This window comes from Nevskia soli DSM 19509 (assembly GCF_000711955.1).
GTDB classification, from domain to species: domain Bacteria; phylum Pseudomonadota; class Gammaproteobacteria; order Nevskiales; family Nevskiaceae; genus Nevskia; species Nevskia soli.
Window position 1 is genome coordinate 232,055 of sequence record NZ_JONR01000001.1, and the last position, 25,753, is coordinate 257,807.

Annotated in this window: 26 protein-coding genes; 16 read left to right on the forward strand and 10 right to left on the reverse strand. The window is 66.3% G+C overall.

The window, feature by feature from the left end:
* Positions 1-30: 30 nt before the first annotated feature.
* The 5 genes from BP26_RS0101055 to hpnI all read right to left on the reverse strand — a co-directional run bounded on the left by BP26_RS0101055 (position 31) and on the right by hpnI (position 5,599).
* On the reverse strand, positions 31-930 hold the full coding sequence (locus tag BP26_RS0101055) for a hypothetical protein (protein WP_029918726.1): 900 nt from the start codon (positions 928-930) through the stop codon (positions 31-33).
* A 43-nt stretch (positions 931-973) separates the two neighbouring features.
* Positions 974-1,978 (reverse strand): lysylphosphatidylglycerol synthase domain-containing protein, encoded by a 1,005-nt coding sequence (locus BP26_RS0101060; protein ID WP_029918727.1) that lies wholly within the window; start codon positions 1,976-1,978, stop codon positions 974-976.
* The gene (gene hpnK / locus BP26_RS0101065; protein ID WP_211254788.1) at positions 1,975-2,814 is read right to left on the reverse strand and encodes a hopanoid biosynthesis-associated protein HpnK; all 840 of its coding nucleotides are present in this window, start codon (positions 2,812-2,814) and stop codon (positions 1,975-1,977) included. The genes BP26_RS0101060 and hpnK overlap by 4 nt, the downstream gene beginning before the upstream one ends.
* A 113-nt stretch (positions 2,815-2,927) precedes the next feature.
* Positions 2,928-4,355, reverse strand: a complete 1,428-nt coding sequence (gene hpnJ, locus BP26_RS0101070; RefSeq protein WP_029918729.1) for a hopanoid biosynthesis associated radical SAM protein HpnJ — start codon at positions 4,353-4,355, stop codon at positions 2,928-2,930.
* Between the two features lie 8 nt (positions 4,356-4,363).
* Positions 4,364-5,599 carry a bacteriohopanetetrol glucosamine biosynthesis glycosyltransferase HpnI gene (hpnI, locus tag BP26_RS0101075; RefSeq protein ID WP_084182674.1) on the reverse strand — a complete coding sequence of 412 codons (1,236 nt, stop codon included), beginning with the start codon at positions 5,597-5,599 and terminating at the stop codon, positions 4,364-4,366.
* Between the two features lie 181 nt (positions 5,600-5,780).
* Between hpnI and BP26_RS0101080 the strand changes: the two genes are divergently transcribed.
* The 8 genes from BP26_RS0101080 to BP26_RS0101115 all read left to right on the forward strand — a co-directional run bounded on the left by BP26_RS0101080 (position 5,781) and on the right by BP26_RS0101115 (position 15,587).
* A complete protein-coding gene (locus tag BP26_RS0101080; RefSeq protein ID WP_029918731.1) occupies positions 5,781-6,227 on the forward strand; it encodes a DUF2147 domain-containing protein in 447 nt (148 codons plus the stop codon).
* A 232-nt stretch (positions 6,228-6,459) separates the two neighbouring features.
* Positions 6,460-7,488: a diphosphomevalonate decarboxylase gene (mvaD, locus tag BP26_RS0101085; protein WP_051747973.1), complete on the forward strand. Its 1,029-nt coding sequence runs from the start codon at positions 6,460-6,462 to the stop codon at positions 7,486-7,488.
* Entirely contained in the window at positions 7,485-8,561 is a 1,077-nt protein-coding gene (locus BP26_RS0101090) for a mevalonate kinase family protein (RefSeq protein ID WP_029918733.1), read from the forward strand. The genes mvaD and BP26_RS0101090 overlap by 4 nt, the downstream gene beginning before the upstream one ends.
* A 119-nt stretch (positions 8,562-8,680) precedes the next feature.
* Positions 8,681-10,942, forward strand: coding sequence for a hydroxymethylglutaryl-CoA reductase, degradative (locus tag BP26_RS0101095; protein ID WP_029918734.1), 2,262 nt, complete (start codon positions 8,681-8,683; stop codon positions 10,940-10,942).
* A 1-nt stretch (position 10,943) separates the two neighbouring features.
* Positions 10,944-11,525 (forward strand): isopentenyl-diphosphate Delta-isomerase, encoded by a 582-nt coding sequence (gene idi, locus BP26_RS0101100; protein WP_245611678.1) that lies wholly within the window; start codon positions 10,944-10,946, stop codon positions 11,523-11,525.
* A gap of 113 nt (positions 11,526-11,638) precedes the next feature.
* Positions 11,639-12,781 carry an adenosyl-hopene transferase HpnH gene (gene hpnH, locus BP26_RS0101105; RefSeq protein ID WP_029918736.1) on the forward strand — a complete coding sequence of 381 codons (1,143 nt, stop codon included), beginning with the start codon at positions 11,639-11,641 and terminating at the stop codon, positions 12,779-12,781.
* 92 nt (positions 12,782-12,873) lie between these two features.
* Positions 12,874-14,031: a glycosyltransferase gene (locus tag BP26_RS0101110; RefSeq protein ID WP_051747975.1), complete on the forward strand. Its 1,158-nt coding sequence runs from the start codon at positions 12,874-12,876 to the stop codon at positions 14,029-14,031.
* A gap of 83 nt (positions 14,032-14,114) precedes the next feature.
* Positions 14,115-15,587, forward strand: coding sequence for a hypothetical protein (locus BP26_RS0101115; protein WP_029918738.1), 1,473 nt, complete (start codon positions 14,115-14,117; stop codon positions 15,585-15,587).
* 431 nt (positions 15,588-16,018) lie between these two features.
* Here BP26_RS0101115 and BP26_RS0101125 read toward each other — a convergent pair whose 3' ends face one another.
* The gene (locus BP26_RS0101125; RefSeq protein ID WP_029918740.1) at positions 16,019-16,645 is read right to left on the reverse strand and encodes an NAD(P)-dependent oxidoreductase; all 627 of its coding nucleotides are present in this window, start codon (positions 16,643-16,645) and stop codon (positions 16,019-16,021) included.
* Between the two features lie 117 nt (positions 16,646-16,762).
* Here BP26_RS0101125 and BP26_RS0101130 point away from each other — a divergent pair, with 117 nt between their 5' ends.
* The 4 genes from BP26_RS0101130 (at position 16,763) to BP26_RS27220 (ending at position 19,510) form a co-directional block, all read left to right on the forward strand.
* Positions 16,763-17,695, forward strand: coding sequence for a LysR family transcriptional regulator (locus tag BP26_RS0101130; protein WP_036515772.1), 933 nt, complete (start codon positions 16,763-16,765; stop codon positions 17,693-17,695).
* 29 nt (positions 17,696-17,724) lie between these two features.
* Positions 17,725-17,931 carry a hemin uptake protein HemP gene (gene hemP / locus BP26_RS0101135; RefSeq protein ID WP_029918742.1) on the forward strand — a complete coding sequence of 69 codons (207 nt, stop codon included), beginning with the start codon at positions 17,725-17,727 and terminating at the stop codon, positions 17,929-17,931.
* A gap of 87 nt (positions 17,932-18,018) precedes the next feature.
* Positions 18,019-18,759, forward strand: a complete 741-nt coding sequence (locus BP26_RS0101140; protein WP_029918743.1) for an HAD family hydrolase — start codon at positions 18,019-18,021, stop codon at positions 18,757-18,759.
* The gene (locus BP26_RS27220) at positions 18,749-19,510 is read left to right on the forward strand and encodes an O-methyltransferase (RefSeq protein ID WP_051747980.1); all 762 of its coding nucleotides are present in this window, start codon (positions 18,749-18,751) and stop codon (positions 19,508-19,510) included. The genes BP26_RS0101140 and BP26_RS27220 overlap by 11 nt, the downstream gene beginning before the upstream one ends.
* Before the next feature lie 131 nt (positions 19,511-19,641).
* Here the strand turns inward: BP26_RS27220 and BP26_RS0101150 are convergent, their stop codons facing one another.
* The gene (locus BP26_RS0101150) at positions 19,642-19,899 is read right to left on the reverse strand and encodes a type II toxin-antitoxin system Phd/YefM family antitoxin (RefSeq protein WP_029918745.1); all 258 of its coding nucleotides are present in this window, start codon (positions 19,897-19,899) and stop codon (positions 19,642-19,644) included.
* A gap of 326 nt (positions 19,900-20,225) precedes the next feature.
* On the opposite strand from BP26_RS0101150, the gene BP26_RS0101155 reads away from it, so the two are divergent.
* Positions 20,226-20,753: an SRPBCC family protein gene (locus tag BP26_RS0101155; RefSeq protein WP_029918746.1), complete on the forward strand. Its 528-nt coding sequence runs from the start codon at positions 20,226-20,228 to the stop codon at positions 20,751-20,753.
* Positions 20,754-20,805: 52 nt separating this feature from the next.
* On the opposite strand, the gene BP26_RS0101160 is transcribed toward BP26_RS0101155, so the two are convergent.
* From BP26_RS0101160 to BP26_RS26315, 3 genes are all read right to left on the reverse strand, one after another.
* Positions 20,806-21,144, reverse strand: a complete 339-nt coding sequence (locus BP26_RS0101160; protein ID WP_029918747.1) for a type II toxin-antitoxin system PemK/MazF family toxin — start codon at positions 21,142-21,144, stop codon at positions 20,806-20,808.
* Positions 21,131-21,367 (reverse strand): ribbon-helix-helix domain-containing protein, encoded by a 237-nt coding sequence (locus tag BP26_RS0101165; protein ID WP_029918748.1) that lies wholly within the window; start codon positions 21,365-21,367, stop codon positions 21,131-21,133. The genes BP26_RS0101160 and BP26_RS0101165 overlap by 14 nt, the downstream gene beginning before the upstream one ends.
* Before the next feature lie 126 nt (positions 21,368-21,493).
* The gene (locus BP26_RS26315) at positions 21,494-22,165 is read right to left on the reverse strand and encodes a TetR/AcrR family transcriptional regulator (RefSeq protein WP_051747984.1); all 672 of its coding nucleotides are present in this window, start codon (positions 22,163-22,165) and stop codon (positions 21,494-21,496) included.
* Between the two features lie 69 nt (positions 22,166-22,234).
* Here BP26_RS26315 and BP26_RS0101175 point away from each other — a divergent pair, with 69 nt between their 5' ends.
* The 3 genes from BP26_RS0101175 (at position 22,235) to BP26_RS0101185 (ending at position 25,672) form a co-directional block, all read left to right on the forward strand.
* Positions 22,235-23,395, forward strand: coding sequence for an acyl-CoA dehydrogenase family protein (locus BP26_RS0101175; RefSeq protein WP_436233344.1), 1,161 nt, complete (start codon positions 22,235-22,237; stop codon positions 23,393-23,395).
* Positions 23,396-23,503: 108 nt separating this feature from the next.
* Positions 23,504-24,616 carry a CaiB/BaiF CoA transferase family protein gene (locus BP26_RS0101180; RefSeq protein WP_029918751.1) on the forward strand — a complete coding sequence of 371 codons (1,113 nt, stop codon included), beginning with the start codon at positions 23,504-23,506 and terminating at the stop codon, positions 24,614-24,616.
* 267 nt (positions 24,617-24,883) lie between these two features.
* On the forward strand, positions 24,884-25,672 hold the full coding sequence (locus BP26_RS0101185) for a pseudouridine synthase (RefSeq protein ID WP_436233345.1): 789 nt from the start codon (positions 24,884-24,886) through the stop codon (positions 25,670-25,672).
* Positions 25,673-25,753: the final 81 nt, after the last annotated feature.

Here is a 25,753-nt window from a genome sequence, read left to right on the forward strand (position 1 = left end):
GCTGCCTTTCTTGGATCCCGTTACAGGCTCCTAGCCCTTCGGCAGCAGCTTGCGCGCCAGGCGGGCGAGTCGCGGTACCGTCATCGGCCGCAGCAGCCGCGGGTCATATCCCGCCATGCGCCGGTCGTTCTCGGCCAGGCACAACTCCATCAGTTCGCGCGGCTTCAGTTCGATGCCCACCGCGCCGCTGCCGGTCAGGGTGAAGTTCGCATCCTGCGCTTCGCCGCCGGCATCGATGCCGCGTGCGATGCCGATGCGCTCCCATATGAGGAATGCCCACACCGCCAGCGTCTTGAAGAAGAATGCCGGGCGGCGCCACCACGGCAGATTCTTGCGGTACCAGGCAGCCCAGTTGACGAAGAACAGGATGTGGCGGCCTTCCTCCTGCATCACCGGCTCGAAGGTCTCCACCAGTTCAGGGGGGAAGTAGCCGGAGCGCTTCGCCACCTCGAACAGGCCGAAGGCGAAGAAGCTGTCGATGCACTCGCTGTAGCCGGTGACCATCCAGGCCCACTCGGGGTCCTTCGGCCTGAGGTACTCAGGCTCCGGCGCCAGCTTGATGCCGTAGGCTTCCACCAGCTTGCTCAGCACTACCTTGTGCCGCGCTTCCTCGCCGCCGTCCATGTCCAGCGCCTCGCGCAGCAGCGGATCGCGCACCGTTTCGGCGAAGGTCTGCACGCGGATCGAGGCGCGCCCCTCGGTCTGCACCGCGATGTCCCAGATCGGCAGCGAGGTCACCCGGTGCAGCGCCTCGGGGGAAAGCTGCGGCCAGTCGATCACCGCCGGCTTGTAGGGGTTGTGCGTCTCCAGCAGCATGCGGCAGAACAGCCGCTTGTGCGCCTCCGAGCCGATCTCGATCCGGCCCGGATCGGGCCCGGACCAGTTGCGCATGGCATGGTCGGCATCGGCGATGGTGAAGGCATCGGACATCGGCGGCTCCAGTTCTGGTCGGACCAGGCGATGAAAAATTCCGTCAGGCGTCGGTGCGCGTCTCGGGCTGCACCAGCGAATTGCGCAGGCGCCGCGCTTCCAGCACCTGCCAGCTGAGCAGGGCCGGCACGCCGAACAACACCTCGCGCATGCGCTTGGCCAGCGACAGCGACAGCGCCACATTGCTGTCGATGCCCACGATCTGGCCGAACAGCACCAGCCCGGCTTCCTGGATGCCGAGGCCGGCGGGCACGATGAAGACAATGTGGCGCACCGCCTGGGTGGTCGCTTCCACCGCGATCGCCGCACAGGCGCTCACCGGATGGCCCAGCAGGCGCAGCGCCAGCCAGGTTTCGAACGCGCCCAGCACGTAGCCGGACAGCTGCCACAGCATCGCCACCAGCAGGCGCCCGTGGCGCGCGTACAGCGCGCGGATCTCCGCGTCGAGGCTGGAGCCGTCTAGCAGCGCGGCCATGCCGCCGCCGAGCATGCCCTCGACGAACTTCTCCATCCGCTCGAATACCTTGCCGTAGCGCAGCAGCGCTACCAGTATGATCGGCAGCGGCAGGCTTAGCGCCAAGCCGGCCAGGATGGTCCAGGTCTGCTCGGTGGCCTGCGTCGCCGCCACCAGCAGCACGATGCCCAGCGCGGTGAAAACGTACTGGTTGATCAGGGTCAGCACCACCTCGACGATGATGCTGGCGGTCACCGCCGCGCCATTCGGCACGCGCCACTTGGTCAGGCGGATGCCGACGATCTCGCCGCCGACATTGGCCGTCGGCAGCAGCCGGTTGACCGCTTCGCGTATCGTCGCCACCCAGAACAGGAAGGGAAGGGCCGCGCGCGACTGCGGATCGCGCGGCGCCAGCAGCACCCGCCAGCCCTGCGCGTCGAGCAGCAGCGGCAGCGCATGGAACGGCACCAGCCACAGCAGCGACCAGCCAGCCTCGGAGAGCAGTTGCATCACGTCGTGCAGGCCGTGGTGCAGCACCAGCACCGTGAGGATGGCCAGGCCGATCAGGCCTGCGATGTAGCTGGCGACCTTCATGCGTCGCGGCCGCACAGATCGGCGAAACCGCCCCTCGGCACACCCAGCCCCTCCACCGCGGCGCGCACCCGCGGCGACAGCAGCGCCGCCAGTTCATCGGCATGACGGTAGTCCGGCATCGAGGCGGCGATGCCGCTGCCGGAGAGGGTTGCGGGGTGCAGGTAGATTTCGGTGATGCCCATGGGGAGGTGTTGGAGTGCTTCGAGCAGCGCATTCTCGTCCATCCGGCCGCTGCGCGCGATGCCGATCACCTGATCGTTATGGGCGATGCCGGCGCGATCGAGCCGTCGCGCCAGCAGACGCAGCCAGGGCCGCAGCGGCAGCGGCGCCCCGGCTTCTGCCGGCAGGCGCACCGCGCGCAGCCCGTATTCGCGGCCGATGCGCAGGATCAGCGACAGCACCGTCGGATGCAGGTGGAAATGCTTGTGCGCGTTGACATGATCGAGCGTGAGGCCCGTCGCGGCATACGCTTCGAACTGCGCCCGGATCTCCGCTTCCAGTTGCCGCCGCACCGCCGGCAGGAAGAAGAAGCGCACGCCGTCCAGCGCCATGTTGTCGCCGAACCGGCCATCATCATCGACCAGCGCTGGGATTTGCGCCCGCGGCAGCACCGCGGCGCCATCCGCCAGCACCAGGTGCAGTCCCACACGCAGGCCCGGCAGGCGCCGGGCGCGCGCCACCGCATCGGCAACGGCGGGCGCCCCCACCATCAGGCTGGCGGCAGTCAGCACGCCTTTGCGATGCGCCAACTCCACCGCCTCGTTCACGGCGGCATGCAGGCCGAAATCGTCGGCCGTGACAATCAGTCCGCGTCTACTGGTATGCGACATCGCCATAAATGTAATCCCCTCTCCCTTCGGGAGAGGGGCAGGGGGGAGGGGCACGGGGTCAACAAAGTACTTCACTCGACCGACTTGTGCCCCTCACCCACAGGGAGAGGAATAGTTCCTCACGCCTCGTGCGCGCGCAGGAAGCGGAAGAACTCCACGCCTTCGCGCAGCCGGCGCTTCATCATCTCCCAGCTCGCCAGCATCTCCCGCACGATCTCCCAGATCTTGCTGGGGCGGAAATAGAAGCGCTTGTAGAACACTTCCATGCTGTGGAAGATTTCTTCCTTGGACAGGTGCGGATAGCTGATCGCGGCGAGCTGCACGCCCTTGCTGTTGACCAGGTTGACCGCGTCGTTCTCCTGCAGCCAGCCGTTGTCCACCGCCTGCTTGTACAGGGTGGTGCCGGGGTAGGGTGCCGCCAGCGAGACCTGGATGGTGTGCGGATTGATCGACTTGGCGAACTCGATGGTCTTCTCGATCGTCTCCTTCGTCTCGCCCGGCAGGCCGAGGATGAAGGTGCCGTGGATCAGGATGCCCAGCTTGCGGCAGTCCTCGGTGAAGCGCCGCGCGATGTCCGTGCGCAGGCCCTTCTTGATGTTGTGCAGGATCTGGTCGTCGCCGGACTCGTAGCCCACCAGCAGCAGGCGCAGGCCGTTGTCCTTCATGATCTTCAGCGACTCGTACGGCACATTGGCCTTGGCGTTGCAGGACCAGGTCATGCCCAGCTTGCCCAGGCCGATCGCGATTTCGTGCACCCGCTCCATGTTCGAGCTGTCGGTGAAGGTGTCGTCGTCGAACATGATCTCCCGCACCTCGGGCATGTTCTCCTTGATCCACTTCACTTCCGCGATCACGTTCTGCGCCGAGCGCACCCGGTAGCGATGCCCGCCCACCGTCTGCGGCCACAGGCAGAAGGTGCACTTCGAGCGGCAGCCGCGTCCGGTATAGAAGCTGACGTAAGGGTGCTTCAGGTAACCGATGAAATAGTTCTCGATCTTCAGGTCGCGCTTGTACACCGGCGCCACGAAGGGCAACTCATCCATGTTCTCGATGGTGGCGCGCGGCGTGTTGTGCTTCACCGTGCCGTCTTCGAGCTTGTAGCTGAGCCCCGCGATCTCGCTGTAGGGCCGGCCTTCCGCCACTTCCTTGCAGGTGTAGTCGAATTCCTCGCGCGCGACGAAGTCGATCGCCGCGCTGGCCTTGAGCGAGCCGGTCGGGTCCACCGCCACCTTGGCGCCGACCAGGCCGATCTTGATCCCCGGCTTGCGCTGCTTCAGCAGCTCGCCGAACTTCGCGTCGGTGGGGAAGGACGGCGTGCTGGTGTGCATGATCACCAGGTCGTACTCCGCGGCGATCTTCAGCGCCGCTTCCACGTCGATCTCGTCCGCCGGCGCATCCAGCACCCGGCTGCCCGGCACCATCGCCGCCGGCTGCGCCAGCCAGGTCGGGTACCAGAAAGACTTGATCTCGCGCTTGGCCTGGTAGCGGCTGCCGGCGCCGCCGTCGAAGCCGTCAAAGGAGGGCGCCTGAAGGAACAAGGTTTTCATGATGGAAGTCATCGCACAGAGTCCGGATCGGGAAGGGAATTCGGTGAAGAAGCCGGGGCCTGGCCCGGGGCCCGCGGCGCCATCGGCGCGGCGCGCTCGATGGTGGCATCGAGAACCTGGTTGCGCCAGCGTACCCGCGAGCCGGTATGGGACGCCACCCAGCCTCCGAACAGCAGGGTATCGCGCAGCGGCAACAACAAGACCTCATAGGCGGGCGCGGGTTCCAGCCGCCACTGGCGCTGCAGGTAGTGCAGCACCAGCCGCGCCGTGGCCCCGATTCCGGCCAGCGCCAGGCACAGGCCGGTCTGCGCCAGCGCCAGGCCCCCCGCCAGCACCGGGAAGGTGAAGGTGACGAAGGTCAGGGCGAAGCCGGTCGGCGCCGCGGCGCGGATGGTGCGCAGCCAGCGCAGCTCATGCGCCCACAGCGTGGCGAAGCTGTCGTCGGTCACATCGGTGGTGACCACCACGTTGGACAGCACCGTGCGCAGCCCCTGCAGCCGGGTGAATTCGCCCAGCCAGAAATCGTCCGCCAGCACGTCGTTCAGCGCCTCGAAGCCGCCCGCCGCTTCCAGCGCATCGCGCCGCAGAGCGATGGTCGAACCGAACGAAAAGCGCGTCGAGCCCAGCGCGTGCGATACCTGCACCGAGGGCGCGAACCAGTCGTCGATGAACAGCGCGCCGAAGCGCGACCACAAGCCCGTGCGCGGCACGCCGCGATACAGGCAGGTCACCACCCCCACGCCCGGGTCCGCCAGCGGCGCCGTGACGCGGCTCAGGTAGTCGCTGCTCACGCCGATATCGCTGTCCGCCAGCACCAGCCAGTCATGGCGGGCCTGCGGCAGCATATTGAGCAGATTGCTCACCTTGAGATTGCTGCCGTAGACCTGCGGCTCGATCACCAGCTGGATGTCCACCGCCGGAAACTCCGCCTGCAGGCGCCGCACCACCGCGATGGCGTCATCCGCGGCATCGCGCACGCCGAACAGCAACTGGAACACCGGGTGGGACTGCACGCAGAAACTGCGCAGGTTCTCGTACAGGCCGGGTTCATTGCCGCACAGCGGCTTGAGCACGCTGACCGGCCGCGGGCCGGTGCCGGGACAGACCGAGGCACGCAATCCTTCCAGCGCCGCATCGCTGGCGCGGCGCACCCCGTTCAACACCGCATAAATGGCAAAGCAGGCGTAACCCGCTGCTGCTGCGGCCAAACAAGTCCCAATCAGGATTGGAAGGTGTTGGATCATGGAATTGGACTTAGGGTCCAGCGTAAACTTTACAATAGTTAAGTTGATGCGCCGCCTGAGACTATTGTGACAATTTTCCAGGCGTCGCGCCCCATTTGAAAGCATGGTGTAAGCTTTTGATTGTCATGGCATGTTCCGAATAATGCGGCGGTGCCGGCGGGCGCTTTTTGCCTGCTTCGCGATGCTGCTGCTGATCCCCGCCCTGGCCTGGGCCGACCCGGCCGACGCCATCGTCGGCGACTGGCTGGTGGCGAGCGGGGACGCGGTGATCCGCATCGCGCGCAACGGCGACAGCTACGATGGCCACATTGTCTGGCAACTTCATGACACCTACGGCCCGGAAGACGGCCCCGAGCTGGATGGCAAACCGGTGGTCGACCGCCACAATTCCGACCCGGCGCAGCGCTCGCGTACGCTCGATGGCCTGCGCTTGCTGTGGGATCTGCATTACGACCCCGAGAATCAGGAGTGGAATGGTGGGCGGGTGTATGACGCCGACAACGGCCATACGTTCAGTTGCCAGATGTGGATCATCGATGCCGACCACCTCAAGTTGCGTGGTTATTTCGGCATCAGCCTGATCGGCGGCACCAGCATCTGGAGCCGTACCCGCAAAATCCCGCCCTGAAGTCCCCCGCAACGCGGCTTGCCGCGGCGGCGGTACCAGCCCGTTTTCCCCCAATTAAGGCTCCCGCGCCCTATAGCCGTGCACGGCCCCCCCCGCCTTTGCTAAAATGAAGGAATCATGATTTCCCCAAGCGATGGAGCGCCGGGCGGCGCAAAAACTTGGCAAAGCCCGTGCAAGTGCTTGAATTGCCGCCCCCTGTCGCCCGGATAACGCCCTTGTTCCCCCAAATTCAATGAATTCCGAACCCCGCGCCGTGGTTCTCGGTGAGCATTGCGCCATGGCGCAGGCCCAACCCAACATCGCCCTGATCAAATACTGGGGCAAGCGCGATGCCGCGCTGAACCTGCCGGTGGTCGGCTCCATCTCCATCACCCTCGACGCCCTGTGGACGCGCACCCGCGTCGCCTTCGAGCCGGGACTGGAGCAGGACCGCGTCAGCCTCAACGGCCGCAGCGACGCCGCTGAAGCCAAGCGCGTCAGCGCCTGCCTTGACCTGCTGCGCCAGCGCGCGGGCGTCAACTGGCGCGCCGCCGTCGACAGCCGCAACAATTTCCCCACCGCCGCCGGCCTGGCTTCCTCCGCCTCCGGCTTCGCCGCCCTGATCCACGCCGGCGACAGCGCCCTGCGCCTGAACCTCTCCGACGCCGAGAAATCCGTGCTGGCCCGCCGCTGCTCCGGCTCGGCTGCGCGCTCGGTCTTCGGCGGCTACGTCGAATGGGCCCACGGCAAACTGGCCGACGGCACCGACTCGGTCGCCAGCCCCCTGCTCGAAGCCGATGCCTGGCCGCTGCGCGTGGCGGTGGCCATCACCTCCACCGCCGCCAAGGAAGTCGGTTCCAGCGAGGGCATGCGCCGCACCGCCCAGACCTCGCCCTTCCAGTCCGCCTGGATCGAAACCCAGGAAGCCGACCTCGCCACCGCCCGCGCCGCCATCCTGGCGCGCGACTTCGCCGCGCTGGCCGCCATCTCCGAATACAGCTGCCTGAAGATGCACGCCCTGGCCCTCGCGGCCCAGCCCGGCCTGCTCTACTGGAACGGCGCCTCGGTCGAATGCATGCGCCGCGTGCGCGCGCTGCGCGGGCAGGGCGTGCCGGTGTTCTTCACCGTCGACGCCGGCCCGCAGGTCAAGGCCATATGCGAGCCGCAGGCCGTGGAACAGGTCAAGGCCGCCCTGCGCGATATTCCGGGTGTGCTCGACGTGGTCGAAACCGGCCTCGGCGCCGGCGCCCGCAACCTTACCGAAGCGGAGTACACGGCATGATGGAAGTATTGGCCAGTACCCCCGGCAAGCTGGTCCTGCTCGGCGACTACGCGGTACTCGAAGGCGCCCCGGCCCTGGTCATGGCGGTCAACCGCCACGCCAAGGTGCGCATCGCCGCCAAGGCTGGCGGCGTTGCCGAGGTCAGCGCCCCGGACATGCAGGTCTCCAACGTGCCGCTGCGCATCGGCGCCGGCGGCCAGCCGGAATGGCTCGGCACCCCTGAACAGACCGCAAAGCTGCGCCTGGTCGACCAGACCCTGCGCGGCCTGGCCCACGAAGGCCTGGCGCCGGAGTCCGGCCGCGGCTTCAGCCTGCACCTGGATACCTCCGAATTCTTCGACCAGGGCCGCGACGGCCTGGCCAAGCTCGGCCTCGGCTCGAGCGCCGCGCTGACGGTGGCGCTGGCCTCCGCCATGGCCGTCTTCGTCGGCCGCGGCGCCGCCACCGCCAACCGCCGCGTTTGGCTGGAGCACCTGCTGCAGCTCCACCGCGACTTCCAGGGCGGTCACGGCAGCGGCGTCGACGTCGCCGCCGGCCTCATCGGCGGCGTCATTTCCTACCGCCTGCTCGAAGGCGGCACCCAGCCGCGCTTCGAGCCGGTGAACTGGCCCAAAGAGGTTCATTCCCTCTTCGTCTGGTCAGGCCGCTCCGCCAGCACCTCGGATTTCCTCAGCCGGCTGGCGCAGTGGCGCACCGGTCATGGCGCGGAGTATGCAAGCCATATGGGCATGCTCACCGCCATTGCCAAATCGGCCTCCGACGCCATGATGCACGAGCAGGGCAGGGGCTTCGTCGAAGCGGCGACCGCCTATTCCGCGGCCTTGCGCGCCTTCGGCAGCGCCTGCGGCCTGGATATCTTTTCGTCCGAGCATGTCCAACTGGGGCAACTGGCAGCCCAGGCGGGCGTCAGCTACAAGCCCTGCGGCGCCGGCGGCGGCGATTTCGGCGTGGCCTTTTCGCTGGATCCGGACCGCCTGGCCGCGCTGGAGCGTGACATCGTCGCGGCGGGTTTCCGCTGCGTGCCGCTGGCGGTGGATGAGCCGGGCTTGCATCTGGAATACACGGGTTATTGAGTTTTTAGCTTATTTGAGCAGTCCGGCCAGGATGGCCGGCTTCTTGGGCAGGATGCCCACAGTGCCCGGTCATGGATGGCCGGGAGCTTGGACGGGATGTCCATACGGAGCGGAACGTAATGAATAACAGTGAAAGATCGCGCTTCCCCGAGTTTTACAAGCTGTCGGTGTCGGATCGCGTGCGCATCATCCACGAGCGCGGCTGGGTCTCCGCCGAGGACTACCAGGCGCTGATCTCGGGCGAGCACACCCTGAAGATCCACAAAGCCGACAAGATGATCGAAAACGTCGTCGGCGTGATGGGCCTGCCGGTCGGTCTCGGACTCAACTTCCTGGTCAACAACCGCGACTACATCGTGCCGCTGGTGGTGGAGGAACCCTCCATCGTCGCCGCCCTGTCCTCCGCCGCCAAGGTCGTGCGCGGCGCCGGCGGCTTCACCGTCGAGAGCACCGAGCCGGTGCTGATCGGCCAGGTGCAGGTCGTGGACGTGCCGCACGTCGCCAAGGCCAAGGCCGCCCTGCTGCAGCGCAAGGGCGAGATCCTCAATCTCGCCAACAGCCTGCACCCGCAGATGGTTGCGCGCGGCGGCGGCGCCAACGATCTCGAAGTGCACCTGCACGCCCGCCCCGAGGGCGGCGACATGCTGGTGGTGCACCTGCTGGTCGACACCCGCGACGCCATGGGCGCCAACCTGGTCAACACCATGTGCGAAGGCGTCGCCTCGCTGGTCGAGTCCATCACCGGCGGCCGCGTCTTCCTGCGCATCCTGTCCAACCTCACCGACCGCGCCATGGTGCGCGCCCGCTGCGTCATCTCGGTGGACAAGCTCGGCGGCCGCCAGGGCTACACCGGCGAGGAAGTGCGCGATGGCGTGATCCTGGCCAACGAATTCGCCACCATCGATCCCTACCGCGCCGCCACCCACAACAAGGGCGTGATGAACGGCGTCGACGCCGTGGCCCTGGCCACCGGCAACGACTGGCGCGCCATCGAAGCCGCGGCGCATGCCTACGCCGCGCGCGGCGGCCGCTACACCTCGCTGACCCGCTGGTACAAGGGTCCCAACGGCGAACTGGTGGGCGAACTCGACATCCCGATGAAGGTCGGCACCGTCGGCGGTCCGCTCCAGTCCAACGCCACCGTGGCGCTGAATCTGCGCCTGCTCGGCGTGAAGACCGCGCGGGAACTGGCCGAAGTGATGGGCGCCGTCGGCCTGGCGCAGAACTTCTCCGCCCTGCGCGCCCTGGTCACCGAAGGCATCCAGCAGGGCCACATGACCCTGCACGCGCGCAGCGTCGCCGTTGCCGCCGGCGCCACCGCCGAAATCTTCGACACCGTGGTCGAGCGTCTCGTTGAAAGCGGCGAGATCAAGATCTGGAAGGCGCAGGAAATCGTGGTGCAGGTGCGCAAGGAAGCCCGCGGCGCCGCCGCCGAAGTCATTCCCGAACACGCCGGCCGCGGCTACGGCAAGATCATCCTGCTCGGCGAGCACGCCGTGGTGTACGGCAGCCATGCCATCGCCGCGCCGGTGCCCCTGGCGGTGCGCGCCGCGGTGCAGGACACCAAGTCCGGCGGCGTCGACATGATGATCCCGCGCTGGGGTGTGGAATATCGTCTGCACCGCGATCCGGCGCACCGCGACTCGTTCCAGCGCTCGCTCGGCATCATCTTCGACACCCTGGGCCTGACCGAGCGCTCCGTGCGCATCGAAGTGTTCCCCAACGTACCGCGCGCCATGGGCCTGGGCGGCTCTGCCGCGATGGCGGTGGCGATCATCCGCGCGCTGGACCAGCACTTCAAGCTGGGCCTCAGCGATGTCCAGGTCAACGAACTGGCCTTCAACTGCGAGAAGGTCGCCCACGGCACCCCGTCCGGCATCGACAACACCGTCGCCACCTACGGCAAGTTCGTCCTTTACAAGCGCGGCGAGAAGGCCGACGAAGCGCCGATGATGCGCGAGCTGCACGTGCCCAAGCCCATCCCCATGGTCATCGGCATCAGCGGCAAGGAAAGCCTCACCGCCAAGACCGTCGGCGGCGTGCGCACCGCCTGGCAGCGCAACCCGGAGCTGTACGAGCGCATCTTCCGCGAGATCGACCAGCTCACCCTGCAGGGCGTGGACGCGGTGCAGGGCAACGACCTCGAGCGCCTCGGCGACCTGATGAACATCTGCCACGGCCTGCTCAACGCCCTGCGCGTGTCGAGCTGGGAAGTGGAGGAACTGGTGCAGATCGCGCGCGAGCACGGCGCCCTCGGCGCCAAACTGACCGGCGGCGGCGGCGGCGGCTCGATCATCGCCCTGTGCCCGGAAAACCCCGAGAAGGTGATCGCCGCGATGCGCGACGCCGGCTACCAGGGCATGGAGGTGAGCATTGGATAGCATGGCGCTCGATATGGAAATGCAGGATGCGGACCGCATCGTCTCCTTCGACGACGAGCCCCTGGTGCTGGTCGACGAGCACGACCGCGAAATCGGCTACATGGACAAGGCCTCGGCCCACCTCGGCCACGGCACCCTGCACCGCGCCTTCTCCCTGTTCATCTTCAACGCCAAGGGCGAGCTGCTGCTGCAGCAGCGCGCGGCCGGCAAGCGGCTGTGGCCGGGCTACTGGTCCAACACCTGCTGCAGCCATCCGCGCCGCGGCGAGACCCTGGACCACGCCATCCACCGGCGCCTGGACGAGGAACTGGGGCTGAAGTCCCAGCTGCAATACCTGTTCAAGTTCCAGTACCAGGCCCAGTTCGACGCCGAAGGCGCCGAACACGAGCTGTGCTGGGTCTACGCCGGGCGCAGCGACGACAAAGCCAAGGTCAATCCGAACGAGATTTCCGGTCTGCGCTATATCGCCCCCGACGCCCTGGACGCCGAAATGGCGGCCAATCCGGAGGCTTTCACCCCCTGGTTCAAGATCGAATGGGCGCGGATCCGCCGCGACCATGCGGAGGTTCTGGAGCCGCTGTAGGGCTCTTTAGCGGTGCGCAAGCCGGAAGTGTGACAAAATTGGTAACTTGAGATTGCAGTCAACCCCCTACGAACGCTGTCCAAGCGGACACTGTTCCTGAATTCGGAGTATCCATGGGTATCCCCCTCATCCAGCAGGTCAAGATCGCCAAATATCTACTGGGCAAGAAGCTCAGCGGTCAAACCAAGTATCCGCTGGCGATGATGTTGGAGCCGCTGTTCCAGTGCAATCTGGAATGCGCCGGCTGCGGCAAGATCGATCACCCGAAGGAAATCCTCAAGCAGCGCATGAGCGTCGAGGATGCCCTGCGCGCGGTGGACGAGTGCGGCGCCCCGGTGGTGTCCATCCCCGGCGGCGAGCCCCTGATCCACAAGGAACTGCCGCAGATCGTCCAGGGCCTCATCGCGCGCAAGAAGTTCATCTACTTGTGCACCAACGCGATCCTGATGCCCAAGCACATCGACGAGTACAAGCCCTCGCCGTACTTCACCTGGTCGATCCATCTCGACGGCCTGGAAAAGCGCCACGACGAATCCGTGTGCATGGAAGGCGTGTTCGACAAGGCCGTCGCCGCCATCAAGATGGCGCGCGAGCGCGGCTTCCGCGTCACCATCAACTGCACCCTGTTCAACAAGGAACCGCCGGCCGAGATCGCCGAGTTCTTCGACTACGCCATGACGCTGGGCATCGAGGGCATCACCGTGTCCCCCGGCTACAGCTACCAGCATGCGCCGCGCCAGGACGTGTTCCTCGCCCGCAACGAGAGCAAGCAGCTGTTCCGCGACGTGTTCAAGCTCGGCAAGGAACGCAAGAGCAAGTGGGTGTTCAACCAGTCGTCGATGTTCCTCGACTTCATTGCCGGCAATCAGAGCTACCAGTGCACCCCCTGGTCGAATCCGACGTACAACATCTTCGGATGGCAGAAGCCCTGCTACCTGCTGGTCGATGAAGGCTACGCCAAGACCTACAAGGAACTGATCGAAGACACCGAGTGGGACAAGTACGGCGTCGGCATCAACCCGAAGTGCGACAACTGCATGGCGCACTGCGGCTTCGAAGGCAGCGCCGTCAACGACACCTTCGCCAACCCGCTCAAGGCCCTGCGCGTCTCCCTGTTCGGCCCGCGCACCGAAGGCGCCTTCGCCGCCGACCTGCCGGTCAAGTACGGCGACCGTGCCGCCGCCACCGCGGTGCACATCCCGGTCAGCGCCATCCAGCGCCGCCCGACCAATGCCGGTGACACCAAGTCCAGCTAGTGCTGCCGTTGCCTGGAACGTTGCATCCGCTCAGCCCCGCTCCTCTCCGGAGCGGGGCTGAGCGCTTTACTTCCCTGTATCGAACTCCGTAAATGACCGGCACGGCAGCGCTGTGGCTGGCCGCTCCAGCCGCGATCATCTGGTTCGGCACCCTGCTGGCGCCCTGGCGCCCTTGGAGTACGCGCGAGCGCATCGAGCCCGATGCGGCCGCCGCGGACGGGGCCGATCTCGCCGACATCACCGTGCTGATCCCGGCCCGCGACGAGGCCGAAGTCATCGGCACCACCCTGTCCGGCCTGCAGGCGCAGGGCAGGGGCCTGCAAGTGGTGCTGGTCGACGACCAGTCCACCGACGCCACCGCGCGGATCGCCGCCTCCTTTCCCAATACACGCATCATCAGCGGCAAGCCCCTGCCGCAGGGCTGGGCCGGCAAGCTGTGGGCGCTGGAGCAGGGCAAGGCCGAGGTGCGCACGCCGCTGACCCTGCTGCTCGACGCCGACATCGAATTGCGCCCCGGCCTGCTCGCCGCTCTCCTGCGGCACAAGCGCGCCCACGGCCTGCACTTCGTCTCGCTGATGGCCGACCTGCGCCGCACCAGCTTCTGGGATCGCCTGCTGCTGCCGGCCTTCGTCTACTACTTCAAGCTGCTCTATCCCTTCGCCCTGTCCAACTCGCGCTTCCGCCACGTCGCCGCCGCAGCCGGCGGCTGCATCCTGGTCGATACCGCCGCCCTGGAGAAGGCCGGTGCCTTCGCCGGCCTGCGCGACGCCCTGATCGACGACTGCACCCTGGCGCGCCAGGTCAAGAACGCCGGCCACCGCACCTGGGTCGGCCTGAGCCGCGGCGTGGTCAGCCTGCGTCCCTACGGCAGCCTGGGTTCCATCCACGAGATGGTGGCGCGCTCCGCCTTCACCCAGCTGTACTACTCCAACCTGCTGCTGCTGCTGGTCACCGTGATCTTCGCCGCCGCCTACTGGCTGCCGCTGGCCGCGCTGTTCGTGCCCGGCGCGCAGGCGCTCGCCGCCGCCGCCCTGCTGGCCATGGCCCTGGGTTACTGGCCGACCTTGCGGTACTACGGCCTGTCGCCGCTGTGGCTGCTGCTGGCCCCGCTGGGCGCAACCCTGTACCTGGCAATGACCTGGAGCTCCGCCATCCGCTACTGGCGCGGCACCCGCTCGCGCTGGAAGGGCCGGGTCTACGCCACCGGCGCTGAGCGTACCGAACCGGCCGGTACCGGCCACCAAAGCTGACGCCGGCGTCAGCTTGCCCTCCCGCGCGCCACATCGAACAATCTGGATTTCCCCCTCCGAGGCAACAACAAGAGCGAATGGACATGAATCGCGAACAATTCGGCATCAGCGGCATCTCGGTCTTCGTTCCGCCCTACCGCGTCAGCCTGCAGGACTGGTGCGGCTGGACCGGCAACGCCTGGGACAAGATCAGCGCCGTCGTCGGCCACAGCTTCCGCATGGCCGGCCCCGAGGACAGCGTCTACACCATGGCCGCCGAGGCCGTGCTCAAGCTGATCCTCGACTACCAGGTCGATCCCGCCCGCATCGGCTACCTCGCCCTGGCCACCGAATCCAGTTCCGACAATGCCGTCGGTGCCGTCATCGTGCGCGGCCTGGTCGACCAGGCCCTGGCCGTGCGCGGCCTGCCGCCGCTGTCGCGCTATTGCGAAGTGCCCGAGTTCAAGCAGGCCTGCATCGCCGGCCTCTACGGCGTCAAAGGCGCCATGCGTTATCTCGCCTTCGACGGTGAAGGACGCCAGGCCATCGTCGTCTCCGCCGACATCGCCGAATACGATCGCGGCAGCACCGGCGAGCCCACCCAGGGCGCCGGCGCCGTCGCCATGCTGGTCGATCGCGATCCGCAATTGCTGGCGCTGGACCTGCACACCTCCGGCAGTTCCTCCAGCTACCGCATCGCCGACTTCCGCAAGCCCTTCCTGCGCTTCAACGGCCAGACCCCGGGCGCCAACGGCCGCCTGCGCGACTTCCCGGTATTCAACGGCAAGTACTCCACCGCCTGCTACCTGGACGAAGTGGTCTGCGCCTTCGACGCCCTGTTCCTGCGCCGCGACGGCAAGCGCGCCGCCTTCCTGCGCAGCCTCACCGCCGCCTTCATGCACCGCCCCTACCACCACATGCCGGTCAGCGCCTGGACCATGGCCTACCTGTTCGCCATGGGCGCGGACGGCGGCGAGGAGCACGAGGAACTCAACGGCTACTGCACCGCCGCCGGCGTCGAGCTGAAGCAGCTGCTGGCCGAAATGGCCCTGCGTCCCTCCCTGGTCGACAAGGTCATCAGCGGCCACCCGCCGGAAGAGCCGTACCCGCTCACCGCCCAGGTGATGAAGGCCTTCCGCAAGTCCCCGCGCTACAAGGAGGTGGTCGAAGGCAAGCTGCGCCTCGGCGCCGCCGCCATGATGCACATGGGCAACCTCTACACCGCCGCGCTGCCCGCCTGGATGGCCGCCGGCCTGGAAGAAGCCCAGTCCCAGCCCACCGAACTGAACGGCCACAAGCTGCTGCTGGTCGGCTACGGCAGCGGCGACGCCGCCGAAACCGTGGTGGCCAAGGTCATGCCCAACTGGCGCGCCGCCGCCGCGAAAATCGGCCTGGCCAAGGCCCAGGGCAACGCCGTCACCGTCGGCCAGGACGACTATGCCCGCCTGCACGCCGCCCAATGGCCCCAGGAGGCCCAGATCCCGCAGCGTCCCGGCTTCACCATCGAACGCGTCGGCAAATCCCACGACGCCAAGTTCTACGACCTCGGCCTCGAGTACTACCGCTACCGCGCCTGAGTGGAAGGCAAAAAGCCGCCGCACCCGCAGGGGTGCGGCGGCTTTCTTTTTTTACCCCGGCCTATCCCGAACTCCGTTCGCCTCGAGCTTTTGTAGGGCGGGCCGTGCCCGCCGTCTCTCAATCTGCGACGAATCTCGGTTAACGTAGCCCGGGAAGCGCACCGCGCTACCCGGGACTGCGTCATCGTAAGACTCAGTACGCCAGCGTAAACCGCTGCCGGATGTGCTTCGGCTTCTCCACCTCATCGATCATCGCCACCGCATAGTCCTCCGCCGAGATCTTGCTGTCGCCCTTGGCATCGGCCACCAGCTGATCCCCGCCCAGCTTTTGTAGGGCGGGCCGTGCCCGCCGTCTCTCAATCTGCGACGAATCTCGGTTAACGTAGCCCGGGAAGCGCACCGCGCTACCCGGGACTGCGTCATCGTAAGACTCAGTACGCCAACGTAAACCGCTGCCGGATGTGCTTCGGCTTTTCCACCTCATCGATCATCGCCACCGCATAATCCTCCGCCGAGATCTTGCTGTCGCCCTTGGCATCGGCCACCAGCTGATCCCCGCCCAGCCTGAACTTGCCGGTCCGCTCACCGGGGGCAATGACAGCCGCCGGACTCAGGTAAGTCCAGTCCAGGTCGGCCTTGCGATACACCTTCAGCACCTCGCGGTGCGCCAGCGCCGGCGCCTTGTAAGCGGCGGGGAAGTTGGGCGCGTCCACCAGTTGCAGGCCTGGCGCAACCTCCAGGCTGCCGGCCCCGCCCACCACCAGCAGGCGCGGCGCCCCGGACTGCTTCACGCCCTGGATCTGCGCCGAGGTCGCACGCAGCAACCCTTCCTGGTCCGCTATGCTGATGGCGCTGATCACCGCATCCTGCCCGGCCGTGACACGTGCCACCGAGGCTGCGTCGGACGCATCGCCCGTCACCTCTTTCAGCTTGTCGTGCTTCAGCGCCAGCTTGCCCGGCGTACGCACCACCGCCGTTACTTCATGCCCACGGGACAGCGCTTCCTGGGCGATGCGGCTGCCGATCATGCCGCCGGCGCCAAACAGTGTGATCTTCATGTCCTACTCCTTCTGTAGGAAAAGCGGTTGTCGATGGCGCCATCATGCGCTTATGTATTGATCGGATAAACAGCCTTATCGATAAAATAAAGTTCGTATAATAGATACAATCGGAAAATGAGCCGGAAACGCGGCGAACTCAAACGGCTGGCGGTCTTCGTCGCGGTGGCGGAGGGCGGCGGCTTCACCGCGGCTGCCGCGCGCCTGGGCACCACCAAGGCCATGGTCAGCGCCCAGGTGCGCCAGCTCGAGGCCGAACTCGGCGCCACCCTGTTCACCCGCACCACCCGCCGCGTCACCCTGACCGAAGCGGGGCAGCAACTCCAAAGTGAATGCACGCCCTTGTTGCGCGAGCTCGAAGCCGCGCTCGACCGCGTCGGAAGCGGCGGCGGCGAACTGCGCGGTACCCTGCGCCTCACCGCCGCCCATGATTTCCTCTCCGGCACCCTCGCTGCGCGCCTGGCGCGCTTCGCCGCCCTGCATCCGGCCCTGCATCTGGACCTGGTGGCGACCGACCAGGTGCTGGATCTGGTGGGTGAGGGCATCGACGTGGCCATCCGCGGCGGCTGGCTGCGCGATTCCACCCTGCGTGCGGTCCGGCTCGATGAATTCGAACAATACGTCTGCGCCGCGCCGTCGTACCTCGCCGCGCACGGCATTCCGCGCCAGCCGCAGGAACTGGCCGAGCATCGCTGGGTGGCCCTGACCCTGCTGCGCGCCCCGCTGACCTGGAACTTCAGCCGCAAGGGCACGCGCCGCATCGTCCGCATGCAGCCGGTCGCGCGCGCCAACGCGCCGGGCACGGTCCAGGCCCTGGTGCGCGAAGGCCTGGGCCTGTCGATCCTGGCCAGTTTCGCCGTGGAGCAGGACCTGGCGCAGGGGCGCCTGGTGCGCCTGCTTGGCGACTGGACCTTGCCCCGCGCCGGCATCCATGCGGTCTATCCCGCCACGCGCCATGTCCCGGCCAAGGTGCGCGCACTGGTGGATTTCCTGCGCACACCCGGGTCCACCGCGCCGGCCAAGGACAAGGGGCTGCGCTCATCCGGATAGCGGTCGGGATTTTCACTGTTGACATACAAATGATAATCATTATCATCAAGTACATGTCGCAGACAAAACCCCTCAGCACCGCAGCCACCCCCGCGCCGCAGCGGCCTCCGGCCAATGTCCCGCAGTTCGACAGCCAGGCGCTGTTCGGCGCCGCGCGCGAATTGCTGATCCGGCATGACGGCGCGCTTTACCGCTTGCGTTTGACCCGTGCCGGGAAACTGATCCTGACGAAGTAACAACACAGTAGCGCCAAGCCAGCCACCTGCGGGGAGCCAGCCGGCGCGATCGATCCGATCGCACAGCCGCACACAGGAGGAAGGCCCATGCAACAGATCCTTGATCCGGACCAGCGCTTCGCGTTCGGACAATCCACCCGCCGGCAGGCCATATTCGATGCCGAAAGCCTGCTGCTCGATCCCACCCGCGGCGTGCAGCACAGCCTGCGCTGCGCCCTCTACGACGTCGGTCACAAGCTGCCGGCGGATGCCTTCCGCCACTGGTCGCTGCGCACGCCGCTGCGCGATGCCTTCTCCATCCTGATGCAGACCCGGGACGCCCTGTGCATCGGCGAAGCCTGCGCCCGCTACTTCCACCATTACGACGAAACCGGCCGCTACCTCTGCACCCTGCGCCCCGGCAGCCTGCAACTGCTGTTCCGGCTCGCCGCGGAGTGGCGCGTCGAACTGCATTACCTCACCCATATCGGCGCGGGGGCCGCCGCGCGCCTGCTCGACGTCTACGGCCTGCAGCACTTCCCGCGTTCCATCATCACCCCCGAGCAGCAGTGCGCCCCAGGCATCCGCCTGCCGCTGATGGAACACCTGATCGAAAACAGCGGCCAGCCGCCCTCGTCCTGGCTGCTGCTCAGCGATCACCCCTGCGAACTGCTGGCCGCGCAGCGCCTGCACCTGCGCGCCATCGCCCTCGGCTACGGCCGCGCGCCGCTGCCCACGCTGTGCGAACTGCGTCCCAGCGCCATCGCCGCCAGCGTCGCCGACGTCTCCGCCTGCCTCGGCACCTTCCTGCATGCCGCCCCGGCCGCGGAGGGCCAGCGTGTTCACTGAGCGCTGGCACACCGCCGGCACCGGGCCCGATTTCCTGCCGCAGGCGCTACATCGGATAGAGGGACGGCGGGAACACGAGCAGGCATCCGCCAACGGCAGCAGCCGCGCCGAAGCCACGCTGGCAGCTCTCCATGCTGACGGCAACGGTTGGTCCGGTGTGTGGATGGCCCTGCGCGAATGGTTCGCCGGGTTACGGCAGGCCAGGGCGGCTACGCCCCAGCCCTGTGCCGACTGCCCGCATCGTCCGATCAGCGCTGAATGCGGCGCCCTGCTGTACCAACTGGCCCGCCTCGGCGATGCGCGCCTTGTCGTCACCCTGGGCGCGGGCGATGCCGCCGCCACCATCTGGCTGGCCTGCGCCATGCGCGCCAACCACCGCCACGCCGGCGACCGCGGCATCATCGCCTGCGAACCGACGCACGAACTGGCGCAGCTCGCACGCTGCCGCCTGCGCGCCGCCGGCGTCTCCCGCTACGTCGACCTGCGCGAAGGCCGGCCCGAGCAGGCCCTGTCGCGCATCGACCAGCCGGTGGACTGCCTGCTGCTCAACGGCTACCCGGCGCTGATGCTGCCGGTGCTCAAGCAATTACAGGAAAGACTGCGCCCCGGCGCCGTGGTCCTGGCGCTGCGCCCGAAGGGCGAGCGATACGCTTATGCGGGATACCTGCGCCATGTGCGCGATCCCGCCGGCTGCTTCACCTCCATTTCACTGCCGTACCGGGAATGCCTGGAGATGTCGGTTCGGAAATAAAGGGTTTGGAGGACGGACGTAGGCTGTGTGGTTGAACACCTTTGCGTGAATTACCTTGCAGGTTTTGAGTTGCTCAGTCGATGTAATCGGCAATGGCATTCAGATCGCTTAGCGCGCCGGTTCGATCCAGATTATTCCAGCCTCCGTGCCGTGCGCTTTTTGGCCTGTGCATGGATAACAGTGCGCCCTTCCTCGATTGCCATCTCTCCGCGGGCGATTCCTTCGAGTAGGCCCATGCGACGTTGCAGCGTCTCGTAGGTTTCGACATCCACGAGGTAGGCGCCGGGCTGGCCGTGGTTGGTGATCAGGATCGGTTCCCGATCCCGCTTCAGCTCGGCGAGGAGTTCGCTGGCCCGGCGCTTCAGGGTGGTAACAAGTTCGGTGCGCATGAAGCGATACTGGAATAGCATTTTGCATAACGCAAATCCGGTGATGGGACGCCGCCCATATCGGTGTGGTCTGGTGCATCGAGCCTCATGGAAATCTCGGCATCTGAAGGTTGCGATAACTGGCAGGTGTCCCCTTTACGCGTCACCACGTGTTGCACTTTCCGCCGCGACTGTTTCCTTCCCAACACACCGTCGAAAATCGCGAAAAAGCCTTTTAATCAAAGGCCTGTTCACGGATCGAAGGCGGGACTAGACTGCCCCACGACGGGCGGCGTTCGCCCGCCGGATTCCTATAACAGACATTCGGTGCAAGGAGAGAGAATCACATGAACGTCGTCAGAATGATTGCGGTGGCAGCGCTGCTTTCCGTCGCGGGCAGTAGCCTCGCCGCGGCCCCGCAGCTCAAGGCCAGCGAGAGCGTCACCATCAACGCCCCGGTCGCCGCGGTGTGGGACAAGGTCAAGAGCTTCGATGGACTCGGCAACTGGCATCCGGCCGTGGCCAAGGACGAAATCGTCGAAGGCAGCAACGACAAGGTCGGCGCGGTGCGCCTGCTGACCCTGAAGGACGGCGGCACCATCAAGGAAAAACTGCTCGGCTTCAGCGACACCTCGCACAGCTTCAAGTACGCCATCCTCGAAGGCGTGCTGCCGGTGAGCAGCTACACCTCGACCCTGGTGGTGAAACCCGCCGGCAAGGGCGCCTCGAAAGTCACCTGGTCAGGTTCCTTCAAGCGCAAGGACACCAGCGACAAGCCCGCCGACGGCGCCGACGATAAAGCCGCCACCACCACCATCAGCAGCGTCTACCGCGGCGGCCTGGACAATCTGAAAACGCTGGTCGAAGCGAAGTAGTTTTCGGCGATAGAAAAGGCCCGGAGACGGGCCTTTTTTACGCGCCTGGTGCTTACAGGCTCAACACCAATCGCAAACCATCATCCACCCGGTTCATGATCTGGGCGGGGAGAATGCGGATGCGCTGCGTCAGATATGAATGGTCCACCGTCAAAACCTGGGACACGTTGATGACCGACGGTTTGGTCAAGCCTGAATCCGCTTTGCCGATTCGCACGTTGCCAGGCGCTTCCGCCAAGGCGAGGTTCGAGGTTATCGCCGCGATGACGATGGTGGCGATGCGGCTTTCATTGAACGGATTGGATTGAACGACCACCACCGGACGCCGCATCCCCGGTCCGGAGCCGGCAGGGGCGGGCAGAGACGCCCACCAGATTTCACCACGCTTCATCGGTCAACGATTGAAGCTGAGCCTGTTCCAGGGCACTGTCCACTCCGGACTTCGCGGCGCCATAGACGGCGTTGAGCTTCTCCGTAACCGCAACCGCGCCGCGGGAGCCGACGTAATCTGCGATCGCCTCAGAATACAGCTGGCTGCGCGATTTCTTGAGCTGCCGGGCGAGATGCTCCGCCTGGGCGAATACCGGGTCGGGAATGGAAATGGCTACTTTCATGGGGCAACGGTATCACCAAAGTATGACCCGTGCAATCGTCGCGGCCCGTCGCAATTCGCGCCCCTTGGTTGGGCGCGATAAGCGCAGCGCATTGCGTCGAATTTGATTGACGCAACAACTCGGCATTCAAGAGTGCACCGGCCGATCCCATTCCACCGGCCGCGGCGGCGGCAGCCGCACGCCCTTCCGCGCATGCATCACCAGCTTCGCCTGCCGCGTCCACAGCTTGAGCTGGGCGGCGACATGAGCCGTGTCGTTGAGCAGGTGCGCCTGCGAAGCCAGGCCGCCGAGCAGGCAGGCGAATTGCAGGAACACCGCCTTGAGGTTCTCGCGCGTACCGGGCGCCGGCATGAAGTAATGCTCCACCGCCGGCTCGAACACCTTGCTCACCCGCAGCAGCATGCCGCGCAGGGCTTCGGCCAGCACCGCGTCACGTTGGCTGGCCACCAGCAGTTCGGTATAGGCGCGGTACAGCGGCGTGGCAAACAGCTGTTCCCAGGTTGCCTGCACCAGCATCTCCAGCCGGTTGTCCTCGTCCGCCACCGACAGCAGCACCGCGCCCAGGGTGCGGTAGCTGCTGCGCAGCAGGTCGTCCGCCGCATCGAGCATCAGCGCCTGCTTGTTGGGATAGTGGTGCACCTGCGCGCCGCGCGACACCCCGGCGCGGCGCACGATGGAGCTGAGCGTGCTGCCGGCATAGCCATCCTCGGCCAGGCTCTCCAGCGTGGCGGCAAGCAGGCGCTGGCGCATAGCGTCGCTGCGCTCGGCCTGGGTGCGCCGGGGCAGGGCGGCGCTCAAGGAAGACTTGCTCGGATTGGCATGGGCTTACTATGATACAGTCCAGACTGTATGTAAATGTAAAAAACGATAAAGGATGGAGCCCGCATGATCCCGAGAACCCTGTTCAACTCCGAGCACGACGATTTCCGCAAGACCGTGCGGCGCTTCATCGCCGAGGAAATCATGCCGCACCACGAGCGCTGGGAAGAGCAGCAGCATGTCGACCGCGCCATCTGGAACCGCGCCGGCGAACTCGGCTTCCTCTGCAACACCATGCCGGAGCAGTACGGCGGCGCCGGCACCGACCGGCTCTACAGCGTCATCATGATGGAGGAGCTGTCCGCCGCCGGCGCCTCCGGCATTGGCTTCAACCTGCACACCGACATCGTCGCCAACTACATCAACAATTTCGGCAACGAGACGCAGAAGAAGCAGTGGCTGCCGAAGATGGCCACCGGCGAGCTGGTCGGCGCCATCGCCATGACCGAGCCCGGCACCGGCTCCGACCTGCAAGGCGTCAAGACCCGGGCCGTCAAGGACGGCGACGACTACGTCATCAACGGCTCCAAGATCTTCATCACCAACGGCTATCTCTGCGATCTGGTGGTCGTGGTGGCCAAGACCGGCGACAGCGGCGAAGGCGCCAAGGACATGTCCCTGATCGTGGTCGAAGCCGACCGCGCCGGCTTCAGCAAGGGCAAGCCGCTGAAGAAGGTCGGCATGCACGCCCAGGATACCTGCGAACTGTTCTTCAAGGACGTGCGCGTGCCGCAGACCAACCTGCTCGGCCCCAAGGAGGGCATGGGCTTCATCATGCTGATGCAGGAGCTGGCCTGGGAGCGCCTGATCATCGCCATCATCTCCGTCTCCGGTGCGGAAGCCGCGCTCAGGCACACCCTCGAATACACCCGCAACCGCAAGGTCTTCGGCAAGACGGTGGCCTCGTTCCAGAACTCCCGTTTCAAGCTGGCCGAGATGAAAGCCGAGATCGCCATCGGCCAGGTCTTCGTCGACCGCTGCATCGAACAGGTGCTGAAGCGCAAGCTCGGCGTCGATGCCGCCGCCACCGCCAAGTACTGGTGCTCGGACATGATGTCCCGAGTCATCGACGAATGCGTGCAGCTCCACGGCGGCTACGGCTACATGATGGAATACCCCATCGCCAAGGCCTACATCGACAGCCGCGCCCAGCGCATCTACGGCGGCACCAACGAGATCATGAAGGAACTGATCTCGCGCACGCTGTAAAAGACAGTGGCTAGTGATCAGTGATTGGTGGTCGGTGAAAAGCGCAAGCATCCTGACTCCCAATCTTTTAACTAGCCACTAATCACTAACCACTGGCCACTTCCTACCATGACCAACCCCCTCCTCGCCGGCATCCGCGTCCTCGACCTGTCGCGCCTGCTCCCCGGCCCCTTCTGCACCCTCTACCTGGCCCAGCTCGGCGCCGACGTCATCAAGATCGAGGAGCCCAACGGCGGCGACTACACCCGCACCCTGTCGCCGGAACTGTTCGCCGTGGTCAACCGCGGCAAGAAGTCCCTCACTCTGGATCTGCGCAAGCCCGAAGACGTGCAGCTGTTCCACCGCATGGTCGAGCAGAGCGATGTGGTGCTGGAATCGTTCCGCCCCGGCGTGATGGACAAGCTCGGCTGCGGCTACGAAACCCTCAAGGCGCTCAACCCGCGCCTGGTCTACGCCGCGCTCACCGGCTACGGCCAGAGCGGCCCCTACCGTGACCGCCCCGGCCACGACATGAACTACTGCGGCTACGCCGGCGTCCTCGACCAGACCGGCCTCGCCGGCGGCCCGCCGGTGCCCTCCAACTTCCAGATCGCCGACCTTGCCGGCGGCGCGCTCACCTGTGCCGTCGGCATCCTCGCCGCCGTCATCGGCGCCAAGGCCTCGGGGCAGGGCAGCATGGTCGACGTCGGCATGATGGACGGCACCCTGGCGCTGCAAGTAGTGTCGCTGGCCACCCTACGCACCCTCGGCAAGCCCGCCCCGCGCGGCCAGGACATGCTCTCCGGCGGCCTGCCCAACTACGCCATCTACGAATGCGCCGACGGCAAGCACCTCGCCCTCGGTTCGCTCGAATCCAAGTTTTTCCAGCGTGCCTGCATCCTCGCCGGGCGCCCGGACCTGCTGAAGAAGCCCCTGGCCCCCGGCAAGGCCGGTGAAGGCCTGCGCGCCGAACTGGTGGCCCTGTTCATGAGCAAGACGCGTGACGAGTGGGATGCACTGCTGGCCAACGATGACAGCTGTGCTTCCGGCATCCTCAGCCCCGATGAAGTGCTGCAGAACGAACAGGTCCAGGCCCGCGGCCTGGTCGAGACCACCGGCGGCAAGCCGGCTTACGCCATGCCGATCCAGTTCTCCACGCCCCGTGTAGCGGTGAGCGAAAGTCCCGCACTGGGCGCGCACAACGAGCAGGTGTTGGCGGAGTTCGGCCTGTCGAGGAGCTAGCAACTCCGGCAGCTATTGCGCTCCGTTGTTCTCCCTCTCCCCATGAACATGGGGAGGGAGGGGTGAGGGGCGCTTTTCCCTTGATCCTGTACCAATCTCCGTTCGCCCCGAGTGTCCGCGAATCGGGTGTGCTTTTCCGAATGTCCCGAATGAATCGCGAAGTGATTTGTGGGGAACATCAAAAGCAAAAAACATCAAAGGCCACAACAACATCAAGAACCCCAGCCCCGGTAAACTCCAACCACCACCGGCAACCGACTCCCTCCAATCTTGCGTAACCCCATCCGCAAGCCCCCCACGCGCAGTACCACCAGCCAGCGCCCACCCCAGGCTCCGCGCCATGGCCTGGCCCGCGTGCTGTCCAAGCTCGGCATCTGCTCCCGCAGCCAGGCGGAAGCGATGGTGCGCGCAGGTCGCGTCAGCGTTGGCGGCCGCATCGAGCGCGACCCGGAACGGCCTACCACCCAGGCCGAACATGCGCGCATCGCCGTGGACGGCGTGGACGTACAAGCCGCGGCGCGCGTCTACATCGCCCTCAACAAGCCGCGCAAGATCGTGGTCAGCGCAGCCGACGAGCGTGGCCGCGACACCGTCTATGGTCTACTTGAGAACACGGGCCTGCCCTGGCTCGGCCCGGTCGGCCGTCTCGACCGCGCCAGCGAAGGCCTGCTGCTGCTCAGCAACGACACCGCCTGGGCGGCCGGCATCACCGATCCGGTGACCCGGCTGGAAAAGACCTACCACGTCCAGGTCTCCGGCATCCCCGATGCCACCGCGGTCGCCGCCATGCTCGCCGGCGTCACCGACGAGGGCGAGCACCTGTCCGCCCTGCGCGCCAGCCTGCTTCGCACCGGCGACAAGAACGCCTGGCTGGAAGTGGTGCTCGATGAAGGCCGCAACCGCCACATCCGCCGCCTGCTCGCGGCCCTGGGTCATGAAGTCCTGCGACTGGTACGCGTCGCCATCGGCCCCGTGGTTCTCGGCGACCTGCAAAAAGGCGCCTGGCGCCACCTGCGCCCTGAAGAAGTGGCTCAACTCGGCAAAGCCGCCTCGTAGCCCGGGAAGCGCGCAGCGCTACCCGGGGCTGTGACTCCGCAGGGCTCCCCAGAGCGCTAAGCCCCCCAAAAATCCTTAAAA

Excerpts from the sequence above, each read along its gene's own strand:
- BP26_RS0101055 (WP_029918726.1), bottom strand. The coding sequence starts at position 930 with ATGTCCGATGCCTTCACCATCGCCGATGCCGACCATGCCATGCGCAAC.
- BP26_RS0101060 (WP_029918727.1), bottom strand. The coding sequence starts at position 1,978 with ATGAAGGTCGCCAGCTACATCGCAGGCCTGATCGGCCTGGCCATCCTC.
- hpnK (WP_211254788.1), bottom strand. The coding sequence starts at position 2,814 with ATGGCGATGTCGCATACCAGTAGACGCGGACTGATTGTCACGGCCGAC.
- hpnJ (WP_029918729.1), bottom strand. The coding sequence starts at position 4,355 with ATGAAAACCTTGTTCCTTCAGGCGCCCTCCTTTGACGGCTTCGACGGC.
- hpnI (WP_084182674.1), bottom strand. The coding sequence starts at position 5,599 with ATGATCCAACACCTTCCAATCCTGATTGGGACTTGTTTGGCCGCAGCA.
- BP26_RS0101080 (WP_029918731.1), top strand. The coding sequence starts at position 5,781 with ATGCTGCTGCTGATCCCCGCCCTGGCCTGGGCCGACCCGGCCGACGCC.
- mvaD (WP_051747973.1), top strand. The coding sequence starts at position 6,460 with ATGAATTCCGAACCCCGCGCCGTGGTTCTCGGTGAGCATTGCGCCATG.
- BP26_RS0101090 (WP_029918733.1), top strand. The coding sequence starts at position 7,485 with ATGATGGAAGTATTGGCCAGTACCCCCGGCAAGCTGGTCCTGCTCGGC.
- BP26_RS0101095 (WP_029918734.1), top strand. The coding sequence starts at position 8,681 with ATGAATAACAGTGAAAGATCGCGCTTCCCCGAGTTTTACAAGCTGTCG.
- idi (WP_245611678.1), top strand. The coding sequence starts at position 10,944 with ATGGCGCTCGATATGGAAATGCAGGATGCGGACCGCATCGTCTCCTTC.
- hpnH (WP_029918736.1), top strand. The coding sequence starts at position 11,639 with ATGGGTATCCCCCTCATCCAGCAGGTCAAGATCGCCAAATATCTACTG.
- BP26_RS0101110 (WP_051747975.1), top strand. The coding sequence starts at position 12,874 with ATGACCGGCACGGCAGCGCTGTGGCTGGCCGCTCCAGCCGCGATCATC.
- BP26_RS0101115 (WP_029918738.1), top strand. The coding sequence starts at position 14,115 with ATGAATCGCGAACAATTCGGCATCAGCGGCATCTCGGTCTTCGTTCCG.
- BP26_RS0101125 (WP_029918740.1), bottom strand. The coding sequence starts at position 16,645 with ATGAAGATCACACTGTTTGGCGCCGGCGGCATGATCGGCAGCCGCATC.
- BP26_RS0101130 (WP_036515772.1), top strand. The coding sequence starts at position 16,763 with ATGAGCCGGAAACGCGGCGAACTCAAACGGCTGGCGGTCTTCGTCGCG.
- hemP (WP_029918742.1), top strand. The coding sequence starts at position 17,725 with ATGATAATCATTATCATCAAGTACATGTCGCAGACAAAACCCCTCAGC.
- BP26_RS0101140 (WP_029918743.1), top strand. The coding sequence starts at position 18,019 with ATGCAACAGATCCTTGATCCGGACCAGCGCTTCGCGTTCGGACAATCC.
- BP26_RS0101150 (WP_029918745.1), bottom strand. The coding sequence starts at position 19,899 with ATGCGCACCGAACTTGTTACCACCCTGAAGCGCCGGGCCAGCGAACTC.
- BP26_RS0101155 (WP_029918746.1), top strand. The coding sequence starts at position 20,226 with ATGAACGTCGTCAGAATGATTGCGGTGGCAGCGCTGCTTTCCGTCGCG.
- BP26_RS0101160 (WP_029918747.1), bottom strand. The coding sequence starts at position 21,144 with ATGAAGCGTGGTGAAATCTGGTGGGCGTCTCTGCCCGCCCCTGCCGGC.
- BP26_RS0101165 (WP_029918748.1), bottom strand. The coding sequence starts at position 21,367 with ATGAAAGTAGCCATTTCCATTCCCGACCCGGTATTCGCCCAGGCGGAG.
- BP26_RS0101180 (WP_029918751.1), top strand. The coding sequence starts at position 23,504 with ATGACCAACCCCCTCCTCGCCGGCATCCGCGTCCTCGACCTGTCGCGC.